Here is a 23,132-nt window from a genome sequence, read left to right as displayed (position 1 = left end):
TCGCCACGTAGACGACCCGGGGAAGTTAGCCCCCTTGCCTCGGATCAACAACGTCGAAACGGCTGCAACACGCGTAGGATAAGTCGCTCTAGAGCTGGAGCTGAAGCATTCGGTTAAATTTCGGAAATGTCCGACAGGCGCTATCGACCGCGAATCGAAAGCCAGCCCCTGAAGAATGCTGAAACCCAACCCCAATCCGTTACCTAAGGTCGACCTTCTTCTACTCCCCGCCCCATCACGTGCGCCAACAACGTCTGCCCCGTCCGCGCAGCGCGCACAGCGCTGAGCACGTTGTGCATTTCCGGTGTATCGGCGTTGGCCGTGCGGTATTCGTCGAGCGAGTCTTCGATGCCTTGCAGCAATTGCTGGGCATACGCGAGGGCGTCCTCGCAGCTGAGGCCGCTGTGAACGGAAAAATGAGGGGTGTTTATGAGTGGGGCAGGGGCGGCTTTTTTCATGGCAATGTCCATCAGCTTGGCAATCAATCGTCGGGCGACCCGCACTCGAAAAGTACGTAGAGTGCCGTCAACGGGACGAAGGCCGGTGAACGTAGCGAGCACTCCGGCTAGCACCTTGCATTCAATGCTTCGGTAAGCCGGCTACCTGCATTTCACCGCCCGGTCAGTGAGCTGGGGAAACTATTCATTCTGTCCTACAGCTGAAAGTAGAAAAGCCTACAACTCTCGTAAGATAAATCCACATAGTCTCAATGGCAGTATCTGGCGAGGCCGGCTATAGCGCAGCCATGCTGCTCCGAGCCTTGCACTAGACGCTTTGCGAAGGTGAACTCAAGCAGGTCTCAAATGCCTGCTGGATCCGCGACCGTACAAGTGACCGATCAAGTAACCGTACAAGTAACCGACCAAGTAGCCGTCCTGACATCGCCCGACCCGTGCACCTAATTGCCCAGCTAACGAATTGCCCTACACCCGCAATCCCCACATCGTCTCCCATGACGCAAACAGACACGCCAATCCCGCCACATGACGCAAACGGACATCCGTCGTCGCAATCACGCACTCCCAAGGCGTTCTCGCATAAATTCCCACAGGCTCACGGGGCTTAAATGGGCACCGTCATCCGCCACGCGGCACCCCGATCCACGGGCTAGAACCTCAACAACATCCCGTGCGTGCCCCGTCATCCACCCTCCGACCAAGGAGCCTCGTTCGCCTACGCCTGCCCGTCCTTTCCTGTGTCAGCAAAAAGAGAACAATATCAATGAACACCGTGGGATCTGATGGTAATGCCCTTGCGCAAGGGTTCAAGCCACGTCACGTAACGATGCTCTCCATCGCGGGCATCATCGGCGCCGGACTGTTCGTAGGTTCCGGCCACGCCATCGCGGCGGCCGGTCCGGCCACCATAATCTCTTATTTCGTGGCCGGGACCCTGGTGGTGCTGGTCATGCGCATGCTCGGCGAAATGGCCGTGGCCCACCCCGACACCGGCTCGTTCTCCACCTACGCCGACCAGGCCATCGGCCGCTGGGCCGGTTACACCATCGGCTGGCTGTACTGGTGGTTCTGGGTGCTGGTGATCCCCATCGAAGCCCTGGCCGCCGGGCACGTGCTCAACGCCTGGTTCCCGCACATCGACAGCTGGATCTTCGCCCTGGCCTCGGTGCTGCTGCTGGCCGGCACCAACCTGTTCAGCGTGGCGAAATACGGCGAGTTCGAGTTCTGGTTCGCCATCCTCAAGGTCACCGCCATTCTCTGCTTCATCGGCGTGGGCGCCGCCGCCCTGATGGGCTGGTTGCCCGAGCGCGAAGTCAGCGGCCTGAGCACGCTGATGGCCGAACACGGCGGCTTCGCGCCCAACGGTTGGTCGGCGGTGATCGGCGCGTTCATCACCGTGATGTTCAGCTTCATCGGCACGGAAGCGGTGACCATCGCCGCCTCCGAGTCGAGCGACCCATCGCGCAACATCGCCAAGGCCACCCGCTCGGTGATCTGGCGCATCAGCACCTTCTACATCCTGTCGATCTTCGTGATCATCTCGGTGGTGCCGTGGAACGATCCGCAGTTGGCGGTGGTGGGCTCCTATCAGCGTGCGCTGGAGATCATGAACATCCCCAACGCCGCCTTCATGGTCGACCTGGTGGTGCTGGTGGCGGTCACCAGTTGCATGAACTCCTCGATCTACATCGCCTCGCGCATGATGTACTCGCTGGCCAAGCGCGGCGACGCCCCGGCCGTGCTCAAACGCACCAACAAGGTCGGCGTGCCTTATGCCGCCGTCTTCGGCAGTACCTTGATCGGCGCCGGCATCGCTGTGCTCAACTACTTCGCACCCAAGGGCGTGTTCGAGTTCCTCTTGGCCAGCTCCGGGGCCATCGCCTTGCTGGTGTACCTGGTCATCGCCATCTCGCAACTGCGCATGCGCCGTCGCCTGGAGCGCGAGAACACCGAGCTCAAGTTCCGCATGTGGCTGTTCCCGTACCTCACCTGGGGGGTGATCGTGTTCATCAGCCTGGCCCTGGCGGTGATGATGTTCACCGAAGCGCACCGCGCCGAAGTCAGCGCCACCCTGGGCCTGGCCATCGTGATCTCGTTCCTCGGCATCGTCACCACGCGTGGCCATGCGCAGCCGGTGGGCGCCCGCTCGCTGGGCTGACCGCTCGCAGGCCTGGCGCGCGATGCGCCGGGTCGCTCGCCCAGGCTCGACCACACCTTGCAACGACACGCGCCGCTTCTGCGGCGCGTCGTCGTGTCAGCGCTCTCGGGGGCCGTGCGAGGCCGCCCGGACACGCGCCCTCGGCGCAACGGCCCAAGGCCCGCCACCCACCGTCGGCACGGGGCCGCCCCCGCTAATTTTTCCTCTCCGGATTCGTTCTATAGGGACGACACGCCTGTGCGCCTCCCGCCCCCGAATCCGGACGCCTCGAAATGAATGCTGATCAATCCCTCAAGCTCGCCGGCCGTTTCATCGGTCTGCCCCTGGACAAGCGGCGTGCGTTTCTCGCCGCGCTGGCAAAGGAAGGGGTCGGTTTCCAGCAATTGCCGATTCCGGCGGGCGTCGAGGCGCCGGACCGCCACGCCCTGTCGTTCGCCCAGCAGCGCATGTGGATGCTCTGGGCGCTGGAGCCGGACGGCGGCGCCTATAACCTGCCGGCCGCCGTACGCCTCAAGGGCGCGCTGAGCCACGACGCCCTGGCGCAGGCCTTCGCCGCGCTGGTCGAGCGCCATCAGACCCTGCGCACGGTGTTCGACCGTGATGCCGAGGGCCAGGTGCACTGGGCCCTGTCGGACGCGCCGGTACCGGTCGAGCGCCACAGCATCGCGCACCTGCCCGAGGCCGAGCGCGAGCGACAGGTGCTGGCGCTGGCCGAACGCATGGCCGTGGAGCCGTTCGACCTGGCCCAGGGGCCGCTTTTGCGGGTGCGCCTGCTGGCGCTGTCGAGCGACGAGCACGTGTTGCTGCTGACACTGCACCACATCGTCGCCGACGGCTGGTCGATGGGCGTGTTGATCGACGAATTCATCCAGGCCTACGCCGCGGCCCTAAGCGGCCAAGCACCGAGCTGGGCGAGCCTGCCGATCCAGTACAGCGACTATGCCCTGTGGCAGCGGCGTTGGCTGGAAGCGGGTGAGGGGCAGCGCCAGCTCGACTACTGGCTGGCCCAGTTGGGCGGCGAGCATCCGCCGCTGGCCCTGCCCACCGACCAGCCGCGCCCGGCCCAGCCCAGCCAGCGCGGGCGCCGTTGGAGCTTCGCCGTCGAGCCGGCCTTGGCCGAGCAATTGCGCGCCCTGGCCCGGCGCCAGGAGGTGAGCCTGTTCGTGGTGCTGCTGGCAGCCTTCAACCTGTTGCTGCAACGCTACAGCGGCCAGACCGACATCCGCATCGGCACGCCCATCGCCAACCGCCACCGCCGCGAAACCGAAGGGCTGATCGGGTTCTTCGTCAACACCCAGGTGCTGCGCACCCAGGTGGACGGCCAGTTGCAGGTCGACGACTTCCTGCGCCGCCTCAAGGGCGTGGTGCTCGACGCCCAGGCCCACCAGGACTTGCCGTTCGAGCAGCTGGTCGAGGCGCTGCACCTGGAGCGCGATGCCAGCCGCACGCCGCTGTTCCAGGTGATGTACAACCACCAGCCGAACGTGGCCGACCTCGCCAGCTACACCCTGCCCGGCGGCCTGCGGCTCGAACAGGTGCAGTGGCAGAGCCGCACCGCGCAGTTCGACCTGACCCTCGACACGTTCGAACACGCAGGCGGCGAACTGCACGCTGCGCTGACCTATGCCAGCGACCTGTTCGGAGCCAGCACGATCGAGCGTCTGGCCGCGCACTGGGTCGCCTTGCTGCATGGGTTGGTGGGCGGCGAGCGACGCAGGCTGGCGGAGTTGCCGATGCTCGATGCGCCGACCTGCGCTGCGCACGTGCAGGCGTGGAATCCGGCACCGGCCGAGTATGCGGTGCAGCGCTGCCTGCACGAGTGCATCGCACGGCAGGCCCAGCTTCAAGGCGCCGCCGTGGCGGTGACGTGCGGCGCGCAGCACCTGACCTACACCGAACTCGATGCCCGCGCCAACGCGCTGGCCCATACCCTGGTCGAGCGCGGCGTCGGCCCGGAAGTGCGCGTGGGCCTGGCGGCCGAGCGCAGCGTGGAAATGCTGGTGGGGTTGCTGGCGATTCTCAAAGCGGGTGGCGCCTATGTGCCGCTCGATCCGGCGTACCCCCGTGAGCGCCTGGCTTATCTGATGCAAGACAGCGGCATCGCCTTGCTGCTGGCCCAGTCGAACGTGCTGGAGCAATTGCCCGTGCCGGCGCAGTTGCCTGTCTTGCTGCTGGGCGAGGAGGGGCGACGCGAAGACGCCCCGGTCACCCACGTCGGCCCAGACAACCTGGCCTACATCATCTACACTTCCGGCTCCACCGGGCAGCCCAAAGGCACGCTGCTGACCCACCGCAACGTGCAGCGCCTGTTCGCCGCCACCGAGCAGTGGTTCGCCTTCGACCAACACGATGTCTGGACCCTGTTCCACTCCTACGGCTTCGATTTCTCGGTATGGGAAATCTTCGGCGCACTGCTTTACGGCGGTCGTCTGGTGGTGGTGCCGCACGACGTCAGCCGCTCGCCGCACGCCTTCTACGAGCTGCTCTGTGCCGAACGCGTCACCGTGCTCAACCAGACCCCTTCGGCGTTCAAGGCGCTGATGCCCATCGCCTGCGCCGGCAATCGAACCCTGGCCCTGCGCCAGGTGGTCTTCGGCGGCGAAGCGCTCGACGTGAAAAGCCTGCGCCCCTGGTTCGAACGTTTCGGCGACGCCCAGCCGCGACTGGTGAACATGTACGGCATCACCGAAACCACCGTGCACGTCACCTACCGCCCGCTGACGAAAGCGGACCTGGAGCAGGACGCCAGCAGCCCCATTGGCCAACCGATCTTCGACCTGACCTGGTACCTGCTCGACGCCGACCTCAACCCCGTACCCAAAGGCTGCATCGGCGAGCTGTACATCGGCGGCGCAGGCCTGGCCCGTGGCTACCTGAACCGCGGCGGCCTGAGCGCCACGCGCTTCATCCCCAACCCCTTCGCCGGCGAGGGCAGCCGCCTGTACCGCACCGGCGACCTGGCGCGCTTGCGCGCCGACGGCATGATCGAGTACAGCGGCCGCATCGACCACCAGATGAAGATCCGCGGCTTCCGCATCGAGCTGGGCGAGATCGAAGCGCGCCTGCTGGCCGACCCTACCGTCGCCAGCGTGGTGGTGCTGCCCCACGGCAGCGGCGAGTCGTTGCATCTGGTGGCCTACGTCGTGCCCCACGACCCTGCATTGGCGAACGCCGATGGCGACACCCAAGCCCAGGCCCGCGACCACCTGAAAAACAACCTGCGCGGCGCCCTACCCGAATACATGGTGCCCACGCACCTGCTGTGGCTGCCCGCACTGCCCCTGACCACCAATGGCAAGCTCGACCGCGCCGCGCTCCCCGCGCCCGACGCCAGCCTGCTGCAACACCGTTACGTGCCCCCGCAAGGCCACCTGGAACAGACCGTGGCCCAGGTCTGGGGCGAAGTGCTGCAACTGGCCGAAGTCGGCGCCGAAGACGACTTCTTCGCCCTCGGCGGCCACTCGCTGCTGGCCACGCAAGCAGTCTCGCGCCTGGGTCAGGCCCTGGCCCAGGACGTACCGCTCAAAGCCCTGTTCGAACACCCGACCCTGCGCGCCTTCGCCGCCCGTCTGACCCAGGCCGGCCCGCAACGCGCACCGTTGCAGGGGGTCTCGCGTGAGCAGCCGTTGCCGGTGTCCTACGCCCAGGAGCGCCAGTGGTACCTGTGGCAGCTCGACCCACAGAGCAGCGCCTATCACATCCCCACCGCGCTGCGCCTGCACGGGCCGTTGGATGGCGCGGCGCTGCAACGCGCCTTCGACCTGCTGGTCGCCCGTCACGAAACCCTGCGCACCACCTTCCACCACGACGGCCAGCGACTGCTGCAAGCGATCGCCGAGCCCGCACCGCTGCCGCTGCAGCACCACACGCTGGCCGCCGACGGCGACTGCGAAGCCTGGGTGCAGGCCTTCGCCCGCCAACCGTTCGACCTGGACCAAGGCCCGCTGCTACGCGTGGCCTTGCTGCGCCTGGCGGAAGAGGAACACGTATTGGCGCTGGTGCAGCACCACATTGTCTCCGATGCCTGGTCGATGCAGCGCATGGTCGAGGAGCTGGTGCTCGGCTACCAGGCCTTCAGCCAGGGCCACGCCCCGCACCTGCCGGCCTTGCCGGTGCAGTACGCCGACTATGCGGTGTGGCAGCGCGCACGCCTGGCCGACGGCGAAGGCGAGCGGCAACTGGCCTATTGGAAAGCCCAGCTCGGTAACGACCACAGCGTGATCGAACTGCCCCTGGACCATGCCCGTCCGGCCCAGACCAGCGGCCGTGGCGCCACCCTGGCGCTGGCCCTCGACGCGCACCTGACCGCGCAGCTCAGGCACCTGGCGCACACCGCCGGCACCACGCTGTTCACGGTGCTGCTGGCGTCCTTGCAAGCCTTGCTGCACCGCTACAGCCGCCAAGAGCGCATCCGCGTCGGCGTGCCCGTGGCCAACCGCCAGGCCCTGGAAACCGAAGGCTTGCTGGGCTTCTTCGTCAATACCCAGGTGCTGCAGGCGCGCTGCGAACCGCAGATGCGCGTCAGCGACCTGCTGCGCCAGGTGCGTCAGGCCAGCCAGGAGGCGCAAGCGCACCAGGAGCTGCCGTTCGAGCAACTGGTCGAAGCCTTGCAGCCCGAGCGCAACCACGGCCACCACCCGCTGTTCCAAGTGCTGTTCAACCACCAGGCCCAGGCTCGCCAGAGCGCGGCGCAACGCCAGGTCGGCGCGCTGCGCTTGCAAGCCCTGAGCCTGGCCGGCAGCACCAGCCAGTTCGACCTGATGCTCGACACCTTCGAGTCCGGCGATGGGCTGGAGGCGCTGTTCACCTACGCCACCGACCTGTTCACGGCCGCCACGGTCGAGCGTCTGGCCGGGCATTGGCAGACGTTGTTGCAAGGCATGGTCGCCGCGCCGGAGCAGCGTCTGGCGGACCTGCCATTGCTGGCTGAGGATGAGCGCCAAGCGACCTTGCGGGCGTGGAACGGCGAATCGCAGCACTACCCGGTCGACCGTTGCCTGCACGACGACATTGCGGCGCAGGCCCGACTTCGAGGTGACGCCGTGGCCGTGACCTGCGACGCGCAACATCTGACCTACGCCGAACTCGATGCCCGCGCCAACGCGCTGGCCCATACGTTGGTCGAGCGCGGCGTCGGCGCGGAAGTGCGCGTAGGACTGGCCGCCGAGCGCAGCGTGGAAATGCTGGTGGGGTTGCTGGCGATCCTCAAGGCTGGTGGCGCTTACGTCCCGCTCGATCCGGCGTATCCTCACGAGCGCCTGGCTTACCTGATGCAAGACAGCGGCATCGCCTTGCTGCTGGCCCAGTCGAACGTGCTGGAGCAATTGCCCGTGCCGGCGCAGTTGCCTGTCTTGCTGCTGGGCGAGGAGGGGCGACGCGAAGACGCCCCGGTCACCCACGTCGGCCCAGACAACCTGGCCTACATCATCTACACCTCCGGCTCCACCGGGCAGCCCAAAGGCACGCTGCTGACCCACCGCAACGTGCAGCGCCTGTTCGCCGCCACCGAGCAGTGGTTCGCCTTCGACCAACACGATGTCTGGACCCTGTTCCACTCCTACGGCTTCGATTTCTCGGTATGGGAAATCTTCGGCGCACTGCTTTACGGCGGTCGTCTGGTGGTGGTGCCGCACGACGTCAGCCGCTCGCCGCACGCCTTCTACGAGCTGCTCTGTGCCGAACGCGTCACCGTGCTCAACCAGACCCCTTCGGCGTTCAAGGCGCTGATGCCCATCGCCTGCGCCGGCAATCGAACCCTGGCCCTGCGCCAGGTGGTCTTCGGCGGCGAAGCGCTCGACGTGAAAAGCCTGCGCCCCTGGTTCGAACGTTTCGGCGACGCCCAGCCGCGACTGGTGAACATGTACGGCATCACCGAAACCACCGTGCACGTCACCTACCGCCCGCTGACGAAAGCGGACCTGGAGCAGGACGCCAGCAGCCCCATTGGCCAACCGATCTTCGACCTGACCTGGTACCTGCTCGACGCCGACCTCAACCCCGTACCCAAAGGCTGCATCGGCGAGCTGTACATCGGCGGCGCAGGCCTGGCCCGTGGCTACCTGAACCGCGGCGGCCTGAGCGCCACGCGCTTCATCCCCAACCCCTTCGCCGGCGAGGGCAGCCGCCTGTACCGCACCGGCGACCTGGCGCGCTTGCGCGCCGACGGCATGATCGAGTACAGCGGCCGCATCGACCACCAGATGAAGATCCGCGGCTTCCGCATCGAGCTGGGCGAGATCGAAGCGCGCCTGCTGGCCGACCCTACCGTCGCCAGCGTGGTGGTGCTGCCCCACGGCAGCGGCGAGTCGTTGCATCTGGTGGCCTACGTCGTGCCCCACGACCCTGCATTGGCGAACGCCGATGGCGACACCCAAGCCCAGGCCCGCGACCACCTGAAAAACAACCTGCGCGGCGCCCTACCCGAATACATGGTGCCCACGCACCTGCTGTGGCTGCCCGCACTGCCCCTGACCACCAATGGCAAGCTCGACCGCGCCGGGCTCCCCGCGCCCGACGCCAGCCTGCTGCAACAAGCCTACGTCGCCCCGCGCAACGACACGGAACAGCGCCTGGCGCTGATCTGGGCGCAGCTGCTGGAGGTGCCGCAGGTGGGCGTCAACGACGACTTCTTCGCCCTCGGCGGCCATTCCCTGCAAGTGGTGCGGCTGCTGTCGCGCATCCGCAGCGAGTTCGGCCTGGAGCTGAAGATCCGCGACTTCCACGGCCTGCGCACCCTCGGCGAACTGGCCGAGCACCTGCGCCACGACGCCTCGAGCCAGGCCCGCGACAGCGAGCTGGATCAGATTTTCGGCGTGCTCGACGAACTGGAGATGGACAATGTCTGACAACGCCGCACGCAACCAGCAACTGGTCGAGCGCATCCGCGGGCTGAGTGCGGGCAAGCGCCGGCAGCTGTTCGCCAAGCTGCACGAAATGGGCATCGACGTGGCCCGCCTGCCCATCGTCCCGGCACTGACGGGCGAGGCCTTGCCGCTGTCCTACGCGCAGCAGCGCCAGTGGTTCCTGTGGCAGCTGGAGCCGGACAACGGCGCCTATCACATCCCCACGGCACTGCGCCTGCGCGGCACCCTCGACCGCGCGCGCCTGCAAGCGGCTTTCGATGGGTTGCTGGCGCGCCACGCCAGCCTGCGCACGCGCTTCGTGGAAGGCGACGGGCAGGTCATCCAAGTGGTCGACGAGCACGCCGCCCAAACCCTCGAAACGCTGACCCTGGCCCAGGACGAACGCCCTTTGGCGCAGCGCCTGCACGCCTGCGTACAGGCCTTCACGGCGCGGCCGTTCGACCTGCAGCACGGCCCGCTGCTGCGCGTCGGGCTGGCGCGGGTGGCCGACGACGAGCACCTGTTGGTGCTGGTGTTGCACCACATCGTCACCGACGGCTGGTCGATGACGCTGATGATCGAGGAACTGCTGGCCGCCTATGCCGACCCTGCGCAAGCCTGGCCGCCGCTGTCGGTCCAGTATGGCGATTTCGCCGCCTGGCAGCGCCAATGGATGGAGTCGGGGGAGGGCGAGCGGCAACTGGCCTACTGGAAAACCCAGTTGGGCGACCCGCAACAGGTGCTCGAACTGCCCACCGACCACCCGCGCCCGGCGAGCCTGAGCTTTGCCGGCGGGCGCCTGCCGGTGCCGATGCCTGCGGCGCTGACGCAAGGGCTGCGGGCCCTGGCCAAGGCCCAGGGCGTGAGCCTGTTCGCCTTGCTGCTGAGCAGTTTCCAGACCCTGCTGCACCGCTACAGCGGCCAGGCGCAGATCCGCGTCGGCGTACCGGTGGCCAACCGCAACCGCCTGGAGACCGAGCGCCTGATCGGCCTGTTCGTCAACACCCAGGTGCTCAGTGCGCAGATCGACGATGGTGAGCCCTTCAGCGCCTTGTTGCAGCGTGTCGCGCAACAGGTGCGCGACGCCCAAGCCCACGAAGATCTGCCCTTCGAGCAGTTGGTCGAGGCGCTGCAGGTGCCGCGCAGCCTGAGCCACAACCCGCTGTTCCAGGCCATGCACACGCACCAGGATGGCGTACGCCAGGCCGCCAGCCTGAGCATGCCGAACCTGAGCGTTGAACCTTTGCACAGCCAAGGCGAGACCGCGCAACTGGACCTCACCCTGGAAACCCAGGACGACGGCCAGCAGCTCGGCGCCGCACTGGTCTACGCCAGCGACCTGTTCACCCGCGACAGCGTCGAACGCATGGCCCGCCACTGGCTCAACCTGCTGCACGGCATCGTCGCCGCACCGACGACGACGGTCGCGACGCTGCCCTTGCTGGACGACGCCGAACGCGCGCAGATCGTCGAGCAGTGGAATGCCACTGCCAACAGCGACTACCCCCTGCACCTGCCGGTGCACCGGCTGATCGAGCGACAAGCCGACGCCACGCCCGACGCGCCGGCGCTGCGCTTGGGCGACTGCCAACTGAGCTACCGCGAGCTCGACCGCCGTGCCAACGGTCTGGCCCATCATCTGGCAGGGCTGGGCGTCGGTCCCGACGTACTGGTCGGCATCGCCGTGGAACGCAGCGTGGAAATGGTGGTGGGCCTGTTGGCGATCCTCAAGGCGGGCGGCGCCTACGTGCCGCTGGACCCGGAATACCCGGCCGAACGCCTGGCCTACATGGTCGACGACAGCCGCATCGCCTTGCTCCTGACCCAGTCGCACCTGCACCTGCCGTGCCCCGAACAGCTGCCGCAACTGGCTCTGGACACCCTGGTGCTGCCGCTGGACGTGCAGCAAGGTCCGGTCGTGGCGGTCGACCCCGAGCACCTGGCCTACGTGATCTACACCTCCGGCTCGACCGGCAAGCCCAAGGGCGCCGGCAACCGCCACCGCGCGCTGACCAACCGCCTGTGCTGGATGCAGCAGGCCTATGGCCTGGGCGCCGAAGACCGGGTGTTGCAGAAGACCCCGTTCAGCTTCGACGTGTCGGTGTGGGAGTTCTTCTGGCCATTGATGACCGGCGCCTGCCTGGTGGTGGCCGGGCCGGGCGACCACCGCGATCCGCGGCGCCTGGTCGAGCTGATCCGCCGGCACGGCGTCAGTACGCTGCACTTCGTGCCGTCGATGCTGCAGATGTTCCTGCTCGACGAAACGGTCGGCACCTGCCAGAGCCTGCGGCGCATCGTCTGCAGCGGCGAAGCGCTGCCCATCGACGCCCAGGAGCAGGTATTGGCGCGCCTGCCCCAGGCGGCGCTGTACAACCTCTACGGCCCCACCGAAGCGGCCATCGACGTCACCCACTGGATCTGCCGCGACGAGGGCCGCGACGCCGTGCCCATCGGCCGGCCGATCGCCAACCTGCACACCTACGTGCTCGACGCCGAGCTGCAACCGGTGCCGCCTGGCGTGGTCGGCGAGCTGTATCTGGGCGGCGAGGGCCTGGCGCGCGGCTACCACCGGCGGCCGGCGCTGACCGCCGAGCGCTTCGTCACCAGCCCCGTGGGCGATGGCCTGCGCTTGTACCGCACGGGCGATCTGGCCAGCCAGCGCGCCGATGGGGTGATCGAATACCGCGGACGCATCGACCACCAAGTGAAGATTCGCGGCCTGCGCATCGAGCTGGGCGAAATCGAAGCGCGCCTGCTGGAGCAGGATGCGGTGCGCGAAGCCGTGGTGCTGGCCATCGACGGGGCGCTGGTGGCCTACGTGGTGCCCGGCCAGTGGCCCCTGGTCGACGAAGCGGGCCTGCGCGACGCGGTGCGTGCGCCGCTGCGCCAGGCCTTGCCCGACTACATGGTGCCCGGCCAAGTGCTGTTCATCGAACGCATGCCGCTCAGCCCCAACGGCAAGCTCGAACGCAAAGCCTTGCCCAAACCCGACGCGCCGCAGGCGCAGGCCGCTTACGTGGCGCCGCGCAGTGACCTGGAGCAGCGCCTGGCCGCCATCTGGCAAGAGGTGCTCAAGCACGAGCGGGTGGGCCTGAACGACAACTTCTTCGAGCTGGGCGGCGATTCGATCGTCTCCATCCAGGTGGTCAGCCGCGCGCGCCAGGCCGGCATTCGCTTCAGCCCCAAGGATCTGTTCCAGCACCAGACCGTGCAGGCCCTGGCGACGGTGGCGCAGCTCGGCGAGGCGGCCGAGGCCATCGACCAGCGTCCGCTGACCGGGCCTGCGCCCCTGCTGCCGTTCCAGCAGTGGTTCTTCGACAACGTGCAGGCGCAGCCGGCGCACTGGAACCAGTCGGTGTTGCTGGCGCCTCGGCAGCCGCTGGACGCCCAGGCTCTGGACACTGCGCTGCACACCCTGGTGCGCCATCACGATGCCTTGCGCCTGCGTTTCCATGCAGGCGACGCGCACTTCGCCGACGGCGAGTCGGCACCGTTGCTGTGGCAACGGGCGGTGCGCGACGATGCCGAGCAGGCGGCCGTCGCCGAGCGCGCCCAAGCCAGCCTGGACCTCGAAGACGGGCCACTGCTGCGCGCCGTGCTGATCGAGCGTGCCGATGGCGAGCAGCGCCTGCTCCTGGTGATCCACCACCTGGTGGTGGACGGCGTGTCCTGGCGCATCCTGCTCGAAGACCTGCAAACCGCCTACCGCCAGCAGGCCTTGCCGGCCAAGACCCATTCGGTGCAGGCCTGGGCCGAGCAGTTGCAGGCCGATGCCCAGGCCCCGGCCCTGCACGCGCAGTTGGCCTATTGGCAGGCCCAGACGCTGGACCTGGCGCTGCCGGCCGCGCCCCTCGACACGCCGCTGCTGCAACGCGAGGCCTGCCACGTGCAGACCCGTCTGGACGCCACGCTGACCCAGCAACTGCTGCAACAGGCCCCAGCGGCCTACCGCACCCAGGTCAACGACCTGCTGTTGACCGCGCTGGCCCAGGTGGTCGGCCGTTGGAGCGGCAGCGCTTCGATCAGCGTGCTGATGGAAGGCCATGGCCGCGAGCCGCTGTCGCGCGAGCTGGACCTGACCCGCAGCGTCGGCTGGTTCACCAGCCTCTACCCGGTCCAGCTGACTCCGGCCGCGACCCTGGGCGAGTCGCTGCGCCAGATCAAGGAGCAACTGCGCGCCATTCCCGACAACGGCCTGGGCTACGGCGCCCTGCGCTACCTCGGTCGGCCCGAGGTGCGCCAGGCCCTGGCTGCGCAACCTGCGCCGCGCATCACCTTCAACTACCTGGGCCAGCTCGACGGCAGCTTCGACCAGCCCGACGCGCTGTTCCAGCCGGTCGGCGGGCCGCGTGGGCAGGAGCAGGCCGACAGCGCACCTTTGGGTAACTGGCTGACCCTCAACGGCCAGGTGTACGGCGGCGAACTGCTGATGGACTGGCAGTTCAGCGAGCGCCAGTTCGACCGCGCCACTCTGCGAACCCTGGCCGACGACTACGGACAGGCGCTGGCCGCGCTGATCGCCCATTGCTGCGAGCAGGGTGCAGGCGCGCTGACCCCGTCGGACGTGCCGCTGGCCGGCCTCGACCAGGCCGCGCTCGACGACCTGGCGCTGGACCCGCGCCGCGTGCAAGACCTTTACCCGCTGTCGCCGATGCAGCAGGGCATGTTCTTCCACAGCCTCTTCCAGCCGGGCGACGGCGCCTACATCAACCAGCTCGCGGTCGGCGTCGGCGGCGTGCAGCCGGCGCGCCTGCGCGCGGCCTGGCAGGCGGCGCTGGACGCCCACGACAGCCTGCGCAGCGCCTTCGTGCAAGGCCAGAAGCCGCTGCAAGTGGTCTACCGGCATGCCGCGCTGCCCTTCGTCGAGCACGACTGGCGCGACCGCGCCGCATCCGACGCCGACCTTGCGGCGCTGGCGCAGCAGGTGCGCGACCAAGGCTTCGACCTGACCCAGGCGCCGCTGCTCAGCGTGCACCTGGTGCGCCTCGACACTGAGCGCTACCACCTGATCTTCACCTGCCACCACCTGTTGCTGGACGGCTGGAGCAACGCCCGACTGCTCGCCGAGGTGCTGCAGCGTTATCGCGGCGAGCCGGTGGCCGCGCAGCCAGGCCGCTACCGCGACTACATCGCCTGGCTGGCGGGCCGCGATGCGGCGGCCACCGAAGCGTTCTGGCGCGAGCAACTGCAAGGCCTGACGGCGCCCACGCGACTGGCCGACGCCTTGCCCAAGCCGGCTGGCGATACGGCATCGCCGAGCGACCAGGGCGAGTACCTGTGCGGCCTCGACAGCGCGGCCTGCACGCGGTTGAAAGCCCTGGCCAGTGCCCACAAGGTCACCCTCAACACCGTGCTGCAAGCCGCCTGGGCGCTGTTGCTGCAACGCTATACCGGGCAAGCGAGCGTGGTGTTCGGCACCACGGTGTCGGGGCGCTCGGCGCCTTTGCCGGGCATCGAGGCGCAGGTGGGGTTGTTCATCAACACCTTGCCGCTGATCGTCCCGCTGGCCGGCGAGCAGTCGCCGGCCGCGCTGTTCGCCCAGTTGCAGGCACGCAACCTGGCGCTGCGCGAACACGAGCACACGCCGCTGTTCGACATCCAGCGTTGGGCCGGGCAGGGCGGCGACGGCCTGTTCGACACCTTGCTGGTGTTCGAGAACTACCCGGTGGCCGAAGCCCTGCAACGAGGCGCGTCGCAGGGTTTGCAGTTCGACGCGGTAGCGACCCGCGAGCGCACCAGCGTGCCGCTGACCCTGCTGGTGGGTGTCGAAGCGGGCCTGAGCTTGCACCTGCAATACGACCGCCAGCATTTCGCTGCGGCGCAGGTGCAGCGCCTGGCCGGGCACCTGCTCAACCTGCTGCGAGGCTTGGCCGAGGCGCCCGCTACGCTGGACGCGCTGAGCCTGCTGGGCGCCGAAGAGCGTCGTCTGCTGCTCGACGACTGGAACCGCGACGCCGTGCCCGCCGTACCGGCGCAGAGCATCGCCGCGCTGTTCCAGGCCCAGGTCGAGCGCGACCCCAGGCATGTGGCGCTGATCGATGGCGAGACCGCCTGGACCTACCGCGACCTCGACCTGCGCGCCAACCGTCTGGCCCGCCACCTGGCGAGCCTGGGCGTCGGCCCCGAAGTGCGCGTGGGCATCGCCCTGCCGCGCACCGCCGAGCTGATCGTCGCCCTGCTGGCGGTGCTCAAGGCCGGTGGCGCCTACGTGCCGCTCGATCCGGACTACCCCGCCGAGCGCCTGGCCTACATGCTCGACGACAGCCGCGCCCAGGTGCTGATCGGCACCCAGGCCGGGCTCGACGCTCTGCCGCTGCCTGCGGGCATGCGGGTGGTCGACATGGACACGGCCGACGCACTGCTGACCGCCTACGCCAGCACGCCGCTGAACGTGGCGCTCAGCCCCGACAACCTGGCTTACGTGATCTACACCTCCGGCTCCACCGGCCGGCCCAAGGGCGTGGCCATCGCCCACCGCAACGTGCAGGCGCTGCTCGACTGGTCGCAGCGCACCTTCACGGCAGACGAGCTGCAAGGTGTGCTGGCATCTACCTCGGTGTGCTTCGACCTGTCGGTGTGGGAAATCTTCGTCACCCTGGCCAGCGGCGGTTTCATTGTGCTGGCGCGCAACGCCCTGGCCTTGCCCGAACTGCCGGCCCGCGACCGCGTGCGCCTGATCAACAGCGTGCCCTCGGCGGCGGCGGCGCTGCTGCGCGCCGGGCAGATTCCGGCCGGTGTGCGGGTCGTCAACCTGGCCGGCGAGCCGCTCAAGCAGGGCCTGGTCGATGCGCTGTACCGGCTGCCGGGCGTGGCGCGGGTCAACGACCTGTACGGCCCCTCCGAAGACACCACCTACTCGACCTGGACCCAGCGCCAGGCCGGCGGCACCGCCAGCATCGGCCGGCCCCTGCCGGGCACCGGCGCGTACCTGCTCGACGCCCACCTGCACGCGGTGCCGGTCGGCGTCGGCGCCGAGCTGTACCTGTCCGGCGCCGGCCTGACCCGTGGCTACCTCGGCCGCCCGGCGCTGACCGCCGAGCGCTTCGTGCCGCACCCGTTCGGCACCCCGGGCGAGCGCCTGTACCGTACCAGCGACCTGACCCGCTACCGTGACGATGGCGTGCTGGAGTACCTCGGCCGCCTCGACCACCAAGTGAAGGTCCGCGGTTTCCGCGTGGAGCTGGGGGAAATCGAAGCGCGCCTGCTGGCGCTGCCGTCCGTGCGCGAAGCGGCGGTGCTGGCCTGCGAACTGCAAGGCAGCGTGCAACTGGTCGCCTACGTGGCGCCGCTTGCGAGCTGCGCAGAGCCGGCGGCACAGGCGGCCTTCGGCGCGGCGCTGAAGGTGCAGTTGGCCGCGTGTTTGCCGGGCTACATGGTGCCGGCCTTCGTCGTGTGCCTGGCGCAGTTGCCGCTGACGCCCAACGGCAAGCTCGACCGCAGCGCCTTGCCCGCACCGCAAGCGCCCGAGCACGACGCCCAGCGCCCACCGCGCACCGCTTTCGAACGGCAAGTCGCGGCGGTGTGGGCCGAGGTGCTCGAGGTCGAGTCGGTCGGTCTGGACGCGCAGTTCTTCGAGCTGGGCGGCCATTCGCTGCTGGCCACGCAAGTGGTGGCGCGCCTGCAAGGGCTGCTGCCGCTGCCGGTCAGCCTGCGCGACCTGTTCGAACAGCCGCGCCTGGAAGATTTCGTCGACCGTCTGCAAACCCGTGCCGGCCAACGTCAGGCGCCGCGTGCGGCCCTGGTGGCGGCGGGCGAGGGCGCCGCGCCGGTGCTGTCGCTGGCCCAGCGCCGGCTGTGGGTGGTCGAGCAGTTGTCCGGCGGCAGCGGTGCCTACGGCATGCCGCTGGCGTTGCGGGTCAAGGGCGTGCTGCAAGTGCCGTTGCTGGAACGGGCGCTCAACGAAGTGATCCGCCGCCACGAGGTGCTGCGCACCGCCTACGTGGCCGACGACGAAGGCGATCCGCAGGCGGTGGTGCTGCGCGATGCGTCCGTCGAACTGCCGCTGCGCGACCTGTCGCACCTGGGCCGCGCCGAACGCGAGGCGCGGGTCGCCCAGGCGGTGCTCGACAACGCCCGCGTCGCCATCGACCTCGAGCAGGCGCCGCTGTTGCGCGGCCAAGTGCTGCGCCTGGGCGAGCGCGAGCACGTGCTGCTCTACGCCATGCACCACATCGTCTCCGATGGCTGGTCGATGTCGCTGCTGGTCAACGAACTGGTGGCCCTCTACGACCTGTTGCGAGCCGGTAAGCCCGCACGGTTGGCGCCGCTGCCGGTGCAGTACGGCGACTACGCGCGCTGGCAGCGGGCGTTGGAGCGCGACGGTGTGCTGGCCGCGCAGGGCGACTACTGGCGCCAGGCCCTGGCCGGCCACAGCGGCGTGTTGGCCCTGCCCACCGACCACCCGCGTGGCGCCCAGCCCTCCAACGCCGGTGCCGAACTGCACTTACACCTCGACGGCGAACTGGTGCGCGGCCTGCAAGCCTTGGCCGGGCAAGCCGGAACCACGCTGTACAGCCTGTTGCTGGCCGCCTTCCAGGTGCTGCTGCACCGCGTGGCGGCGAGCGACGACGTGCTGGTCGGCGCCGATGTCGCTGGGCGTGCGCAGCCCGAGCTGGAGCCGCTGATCGGCTTCTTCGTCAACATCCTGCCGCTGCGCTCGCGCTACGCCGCCACCCAGCGCTTCAGCGAGCACCTGGCGCAGACCCAGGCCACCACCCTGGCCGCCTTCGAGCATCAGGAGCTGCCCTTCGACATGATCGTCGAAGCCGCAGGCGTGGGCCGCCAGCGCGGCCTCAACCCCTTGGTGCAGGTGCTGTTCGTGATGAACAACCTGCCGGTGCGCGACCACAGCCTGGCCAGCCTGGAGGTGGAAGTGGTGCCGGCCACCGGCAGCTACTCGAAATTCGACATGGCCCTGTTCCTCGACCGGGACGGCGACGGCTTGCGCGGCACCTGGCAGTACGCCAGCGAGCTGTTCGACCGCGAGCGCATCGCCCACCTGGCCAGGGACTGGACCGGCCTTTTGCAGCAGATCCTGCGCGAGCCGGACATCAGACTAGGAGACCTCACCATGAGCACGCCCCCCGCCGTTGCCGCCGCCCCGGCCATGGCCGCACCCAAGGCCGACAAGCTGGGCAAGTTCCTGAAGAAACCCAAGGCCGGCGTCGCGCAGCCTGGCGCGGCGGTGCGCGAATCCTTGCTGGCCGCGCCGCAGGTGTTCCCGCTGCTGATCGAACCCAACGATCCGGGCCTGGACCTGGTGAGCTGGATCGAGGCCAACCGCGCCGAAGTGGAAGCCAAGCTGTCGCGCCACGCCGGGCTGCTGTTCCGCGGCTTCGCCATGCACGACATCCATGCCTTCGAAGCCTTCGCCGAAGCGGTGCAGCCTGGCTTGTACGGCCAGTACGGCGACCTGCCGAAGAAGGAGGGCGGCAAGAACACCTACCGCTCCACGCCGTACCCGGAAAACAAGATGATTCTGTTCCACAACGAGAGCTCGCACCAGGACACCTGGCCGCGCAAGCAGTTGTTCTTCTGCGAGCAGCCTTCGCCGGTCGGCGGCGCCACGCCGGTGGTCGATTGCCGCCTGATGTACCAGCGCCTGCCGCAGGCGCTGCGCGACACCTTCGAGCGCAAGGGCCTGCTGTACGTGCGTACCTTCGCCAGCAACCTCGACGTGTCGTGGCAGCACTTCTTCAAGACCGACGACCGCGCCGCGGTCGAGGCGCGCTGCCAGGCCGCCGGCATCCAGTGGACCTGGTTCGACAACGACGAGCTGCAGATCCGCACGCCGTGCCCGGCGATCATTCGCCACCCGGTGACCGGCGAGAAGACCTTCTTCAACCAGGTGCAGCTGCACCACATCCACTGCCTGGACCCGGACGTGCGCGAAGACTTGTTGGCGCTGTTCGGCCCCGAGCGCATGCCGCGCCACGTCTACTACGGCGACGGCACGCCCATCGACGACGCCAGCATGGCGTTGGTCGGCGAACTGTACGAAGCCTGTGCGGTGCGCTTCGACTGGCGTAAGGGCGATGTGATCCTGCTCGACAACATGCTCGCCGCCCATGCCCGCGATCCCTTCGAAGGGCCGCGCAAGATCGTCGTGGCGATGGGCGAGATGATCGAACGACGTACCCTGGAGGCCGCGCCGCGCGCCGCTTCCCTGACCCAAGAGGCTGACGCATGAGCGATACCCACGTGCAACTTCGCGGCGCCGGCCTGGCGCTGCTCACCGAACAGCAACACTGGCGCGATACCGTAGGCGCGCCCGCGCAGTGCGTGCAGGTGCGCATCGACGGCGCGCCGGACGTGGCTGCCTTGCAAGCGGCCCTCGACGATGTGGCGCTGCGCCAGCCGGTGTTGGCCACGGCCGTCGCGGCGGTGCCGGGCTACCACGGCATGCGCCAGTTTCCGGGCGCCCATGGCGGGCCTGTCGCGTTGCGGGTGGAAGGCTCAGCGCAGCCACTCGAAGCCGCCGACGCGCAGTGCCGGCAGTGGCTGGCCCAGGCCACGCCCGAGCAGGCACCGCTACGCGCCTTGTTGCAATCGCTGGACGGCGAGAGCTGGCGACTGACCTTGGCGCTGGCCAGGGGGCTGGCCGATGCCAGCAGCCTGACGCTGCTGTTCGAACAGGTGCGCCAGGCGTACGTGGACGGCCCGGCGGGCGCCGACGAAGAGCTGGCGCAGTTCGAGCAGTACCTGGAATGGCGCGCCGAAGTGGTGCTCGACGAGGACGCCGGGCAAGCGGCGCAGTATTGGCAGGCGCACCTGGGCAGCCAGGCGGGGTTCCAGGCGGATTTGCCGTATCGGCGCGCAGGTGAAGCGGCGGGGCAGGCTGTTCCCGGTGCAACGCGAATGCGCGCCAGCGAGGCGGATGGCGCTGGCCTGTCTGGTGTGAGGGTCGGCGAGGCGGGCGGGGCTGGTTTGGCTGGGGTGGGTGTCGGCGAGCAGGGTGGCGCTCACCAGGCGGTAGCCGCGCACCCGGTGTGGGCAATGAGCGGCCTGACATCGGCCGAGCACGTCGAAGCGCCCTTGTCGGCCGAACTGCGCACCGGCCTGCAGGCCTTGGCCGAGCGCCACGGCACGACCCTCGACACCGCGTTGCAAGCCGCCTGGTGGCTGCTGCTGGCGCGTATCAGCGGGCGCACGGCCTTCATCGCCGGCTGGCGCCACGACAGTCGTGCCGACTACGACTTCTTCGAGCATGGCCTGGGCCTGTTCGAAAAGACCTTGCCGCTGCAATTGGTGCTCGACCCTCAAGCCTCGTTCGAAACCGGCCTGACGCAACTGGACGGCGTGCTCGCCCAGCACCGCACCTGGCAGGAATACTGCCCGGCCGCCACTCCGGCGACCCAACCGCGTTGCGGTTTCGCCGTAGGGCGTCTGCCAGCGCAAGACGGCAACTGGACCGCGCAGGTGCATGCCGAACTGCCGCCAGGCTTCGAACTGCTGCTGCACGTAGAGCTGGATGCGACCGGCGCCGCGCAGCGACTGAGCGTGGCGTTCGACCGCCGCCGTTACAGCGCACAAGCCATGGCTGGCTTGCTGGCGCAATATCGAGTGCTGTTGGGCAGCCTACTGGCCTCGCCCTCTGCGCCCACCGCCGAGCTCAGCTTGCTGGGCGACGCCGAGCGGGAGCGTCTGCTGGCGTTCAACCCGGCGCCTGTCGTCCTCGACGCGGCCCTGACCTTGCCTGCGCGCATCGCGCACTGGCAGGCCCATACCCCCGACGCGCCGGCCCTGGTCAGTGGCGATAGCACCTTGAGCTACGCCGAACTGCACCGCCGCGCCGAGCGTTTGGCGGCGGCCCTGAAGCAACGTGGCGTCGCTCCCGGCCAGCGCGTGGGCCTGGCCCTGCCGCGCTCGGCGAACTGGCTGGTGGCGGCCTTGGCCACCTGGCAGGTGGGCGCGGCCTGGGTCGCGCTCGACCCGCAGTGGCCCGTGGCGCGCCTGGCGCAGCTGTTGGAAGAGGCGGGCGCCACGTTGCTGCTCGCCGAGCAGGCGCTGGCGCTGGACGTCGCGCAACTGGCGGTCGGCGAATGCGACTTCGACGCGCCGGGCGCACCTGCGGTAGAGCCCGCCACCTTCGGTGCTGGCGATCTGGCCTATGTGCTGTTCACCTCCGGTTCCACCGGCACGCCCAAAGCCGTGGCCGTCGAGCATGGCGCGCTGGCCAACTACGTGGCTTCGGCCAGCGCGGCGCTGGACCTGACGCGCTGCCGACGCTTCGCCTTCAGTGCCAGCGTGGTCGCCGACCTGGGCCACACCGCGCTGTTCGGTGCGCTGTACAACGGCGCGGCCCTGCACCTGGCCGATGAAGCGACCGTGCAGGACGGCCAGGCCTTTGCCCGCTTCGTCGAGGCGCAGGCCATCGACTGCCTGAAGATCGTGCCTTCGCACTTGGCGGCCCTGCTCGACACCCCGGCCCCATGCCTGCCTGCAACCCTGGTATTGGGCGGCGAGGCGGTAGCGCCTGCGCTGGTCGAACGCCTGCTGCACCTGCGTCCGGACCTGCGCCTGTTCAACCACTACGGCCCGAGCGAAGCCACGGTCGGCGTGCTGGTGCATGCGATCGACGCACGCGATGCGCAAGCTGCTGCCGTGCCCCTGACCCAGGTGCTGGCCAACAACCAGGCCTGGGTGCTCGACAGCCACCAGCGACTGGTCGCCACCGGCGAACTGGGCGAGCTGTACTTGGCCGGCGCGCAACTGGCCCGTGGTTACCTGAATGCCGCCGAGCAGCAGGCCCAGGCCTTCCTCGACGTGCCGCAAGTGGCGGGCGGGCGCCTGTACCGCACCGGCGACCTGGCGCGTTACCGCCCCGAGGGCGGCATCGTCCTGCAAGGCCGCGCCGACCAGCAGGTCAAACTGCGCGGCTTCCGCGTGGAGCTGGGCGAAATCCAGGCGCACCTGGCGGCACTGGAAGGCGTCGGCGAAGCGGCCGTGGTGCTCGATGCCCAGGGCGAAGCGCAAGCCTTCTTCACCGCCGCGGGCGAAGCGCCAGCCGAGTGGGGCAGCCTGCTCAAGGCCCAGCTCGAACGGCGTCTGCCGGCCGTGATGGTGCCGCGCAGTGTGCAGGTGCTGGCGCGCATGCCGCGCCTGGGCAACGGCAAGATCGACCGCCAGGCCTTGAGCGCGCTGGACCTTGCCGCCGCGCAACAGGCCTACGTCGCCCCGCGCGACGCCTTGGAACAGGTGCTGGCCACGCGCATGGCGCAACTGCTCGGCAGCGAGCGCCTGAGCGTGGAGCAGGACTTCTTCGCCGCCGGTGGCCATTCGCTGCTGGTGATCAAGCTGGTGGCCGGCATTCGCAAGCTGCTGCAATGCGAAGTGCACCCCGGCGTGGTGTTCGACAACCCGAGCCCCGCGGCCCTGGCCCAGGCGCTGCGCTTGCAGGAAGTGGCACCGGGGCAGTTGGAGAAGCTGGCCCAGGCACGCGTGCGGCTGGACGCCATGAGCCCCGAGGAGAAGGCGCGCCTGCTGGAGAAGGCGCGCCAGCCGGGGTAGCGCTGCCCCCTCGGTCGCTGCATTGCGGGGTAAGACACCTCTCTTTGTACTTTCGTAGGAGCGGCTTAAGCCGCGATGGCCGGCGCAGCCGGCCCCATGCAGGCGAAACGGTTTCCCTGGCATATCGCGGTGGCTGGGTCGGGCCGGCTACGCCGGCCATCGCGA

5 protein-coding genes are annotated in these 23,132 nt (G+C 68.8%); 4 read left to right on the top strand and 1 reads right to left on the bottom strand.

Annotation, left to right across the window (positions count from 1 at the left end):
• Positions 1-203: 203 nt before the first annotated feature.
• Positions 204-560: a hypothetical protein gene (locus AA0Z93_RS04280; protein ID WP_413046249.1), complete on the bottom strand. Its 357-nt coding sequence runs from the start codon at positions 558-560 to the stop codon at positions 204-206.
• A gap of 661 nt (positions 561-1,221) precedes the next feature.
• Between AA0Z93_RS04280 and gabP the strand changes: the two genes are divergently transcribed.
• The 4 genes from gabP to AA0Z93_RS04260 all read left to right on the top strand — a co-directional run bounded on the left by gabP (position 1,222) and on the right by AA0Z93_RS04260 (position 22,967).
• The gene (gene gabP, locus AA0Z93_RS04275; protein ID WP_413046250.1) at positions 1,222-2,616 is read left to right on the top strand and encodes a GABA permease; all 1,395 of its coding nucleotides are present in this window, start codon (positions 1,222-1,224) and stop codon (positions 2,614-2,616) included.
• A 272-nt stretch (positions 2,617-2,888) separates the two neighbouring features.
• Positions 2,889-9,461: an amino acid adenylation domain-containing protein gene (locus AA0Z93_RS04270; RefSeq protein WP_413046251.1), complete on the top strand. Its 6,573-nt coding sequence runs from the start codon at positions 2,889-2,891 to the stop codon at positions 9,459-9,461.
• The gene (locus AA0Z93_RS04265) at positions 9,454-19,647 is read left to right on the top strand and encodes an amino acid adenylation domain-containing protein (RefSeq protein WP_413046252.1); all 10,194 of its coding nucleotides are present in this window, start codon (positions 9,454-9,456) and stop codon (positions 19,645-19,647) included. Before AA0Z93_RS04270 ends, AA0Z93_RS04265 begins: the two co-directional genes overlap by 8 nt.
• A complete protein-coding gene (locus AA0Z93_RS04260; protein ID WP_413046253.1) occupies positions 19,644-22,967 on the top strand; it encodes an amino acid adenylation domain-containing protein in 3,324 nt (1,107 codons plus the stop codon). The genes AA0Z93_RS04265 and AA0Z93_RS04260 overlap by 4 nt, the downstream gene beginning before the upstream one ends.
• Positions 22,968-23,132: the final 165 nt, after the last annotated feature.

The sequence above is a fragment of the Pseudomonas phoenicis genome (assembly GCF_047302395.1).
Lineage (GTDB): Bacteria > Pseudomonadota > Gammaproteobacteria > Pseudomonadales > Pseudomonadaceae > Aquipseudomonas.
This window is presented reverse-complemented; position numbering and strand designations above follow the sequence as displayed.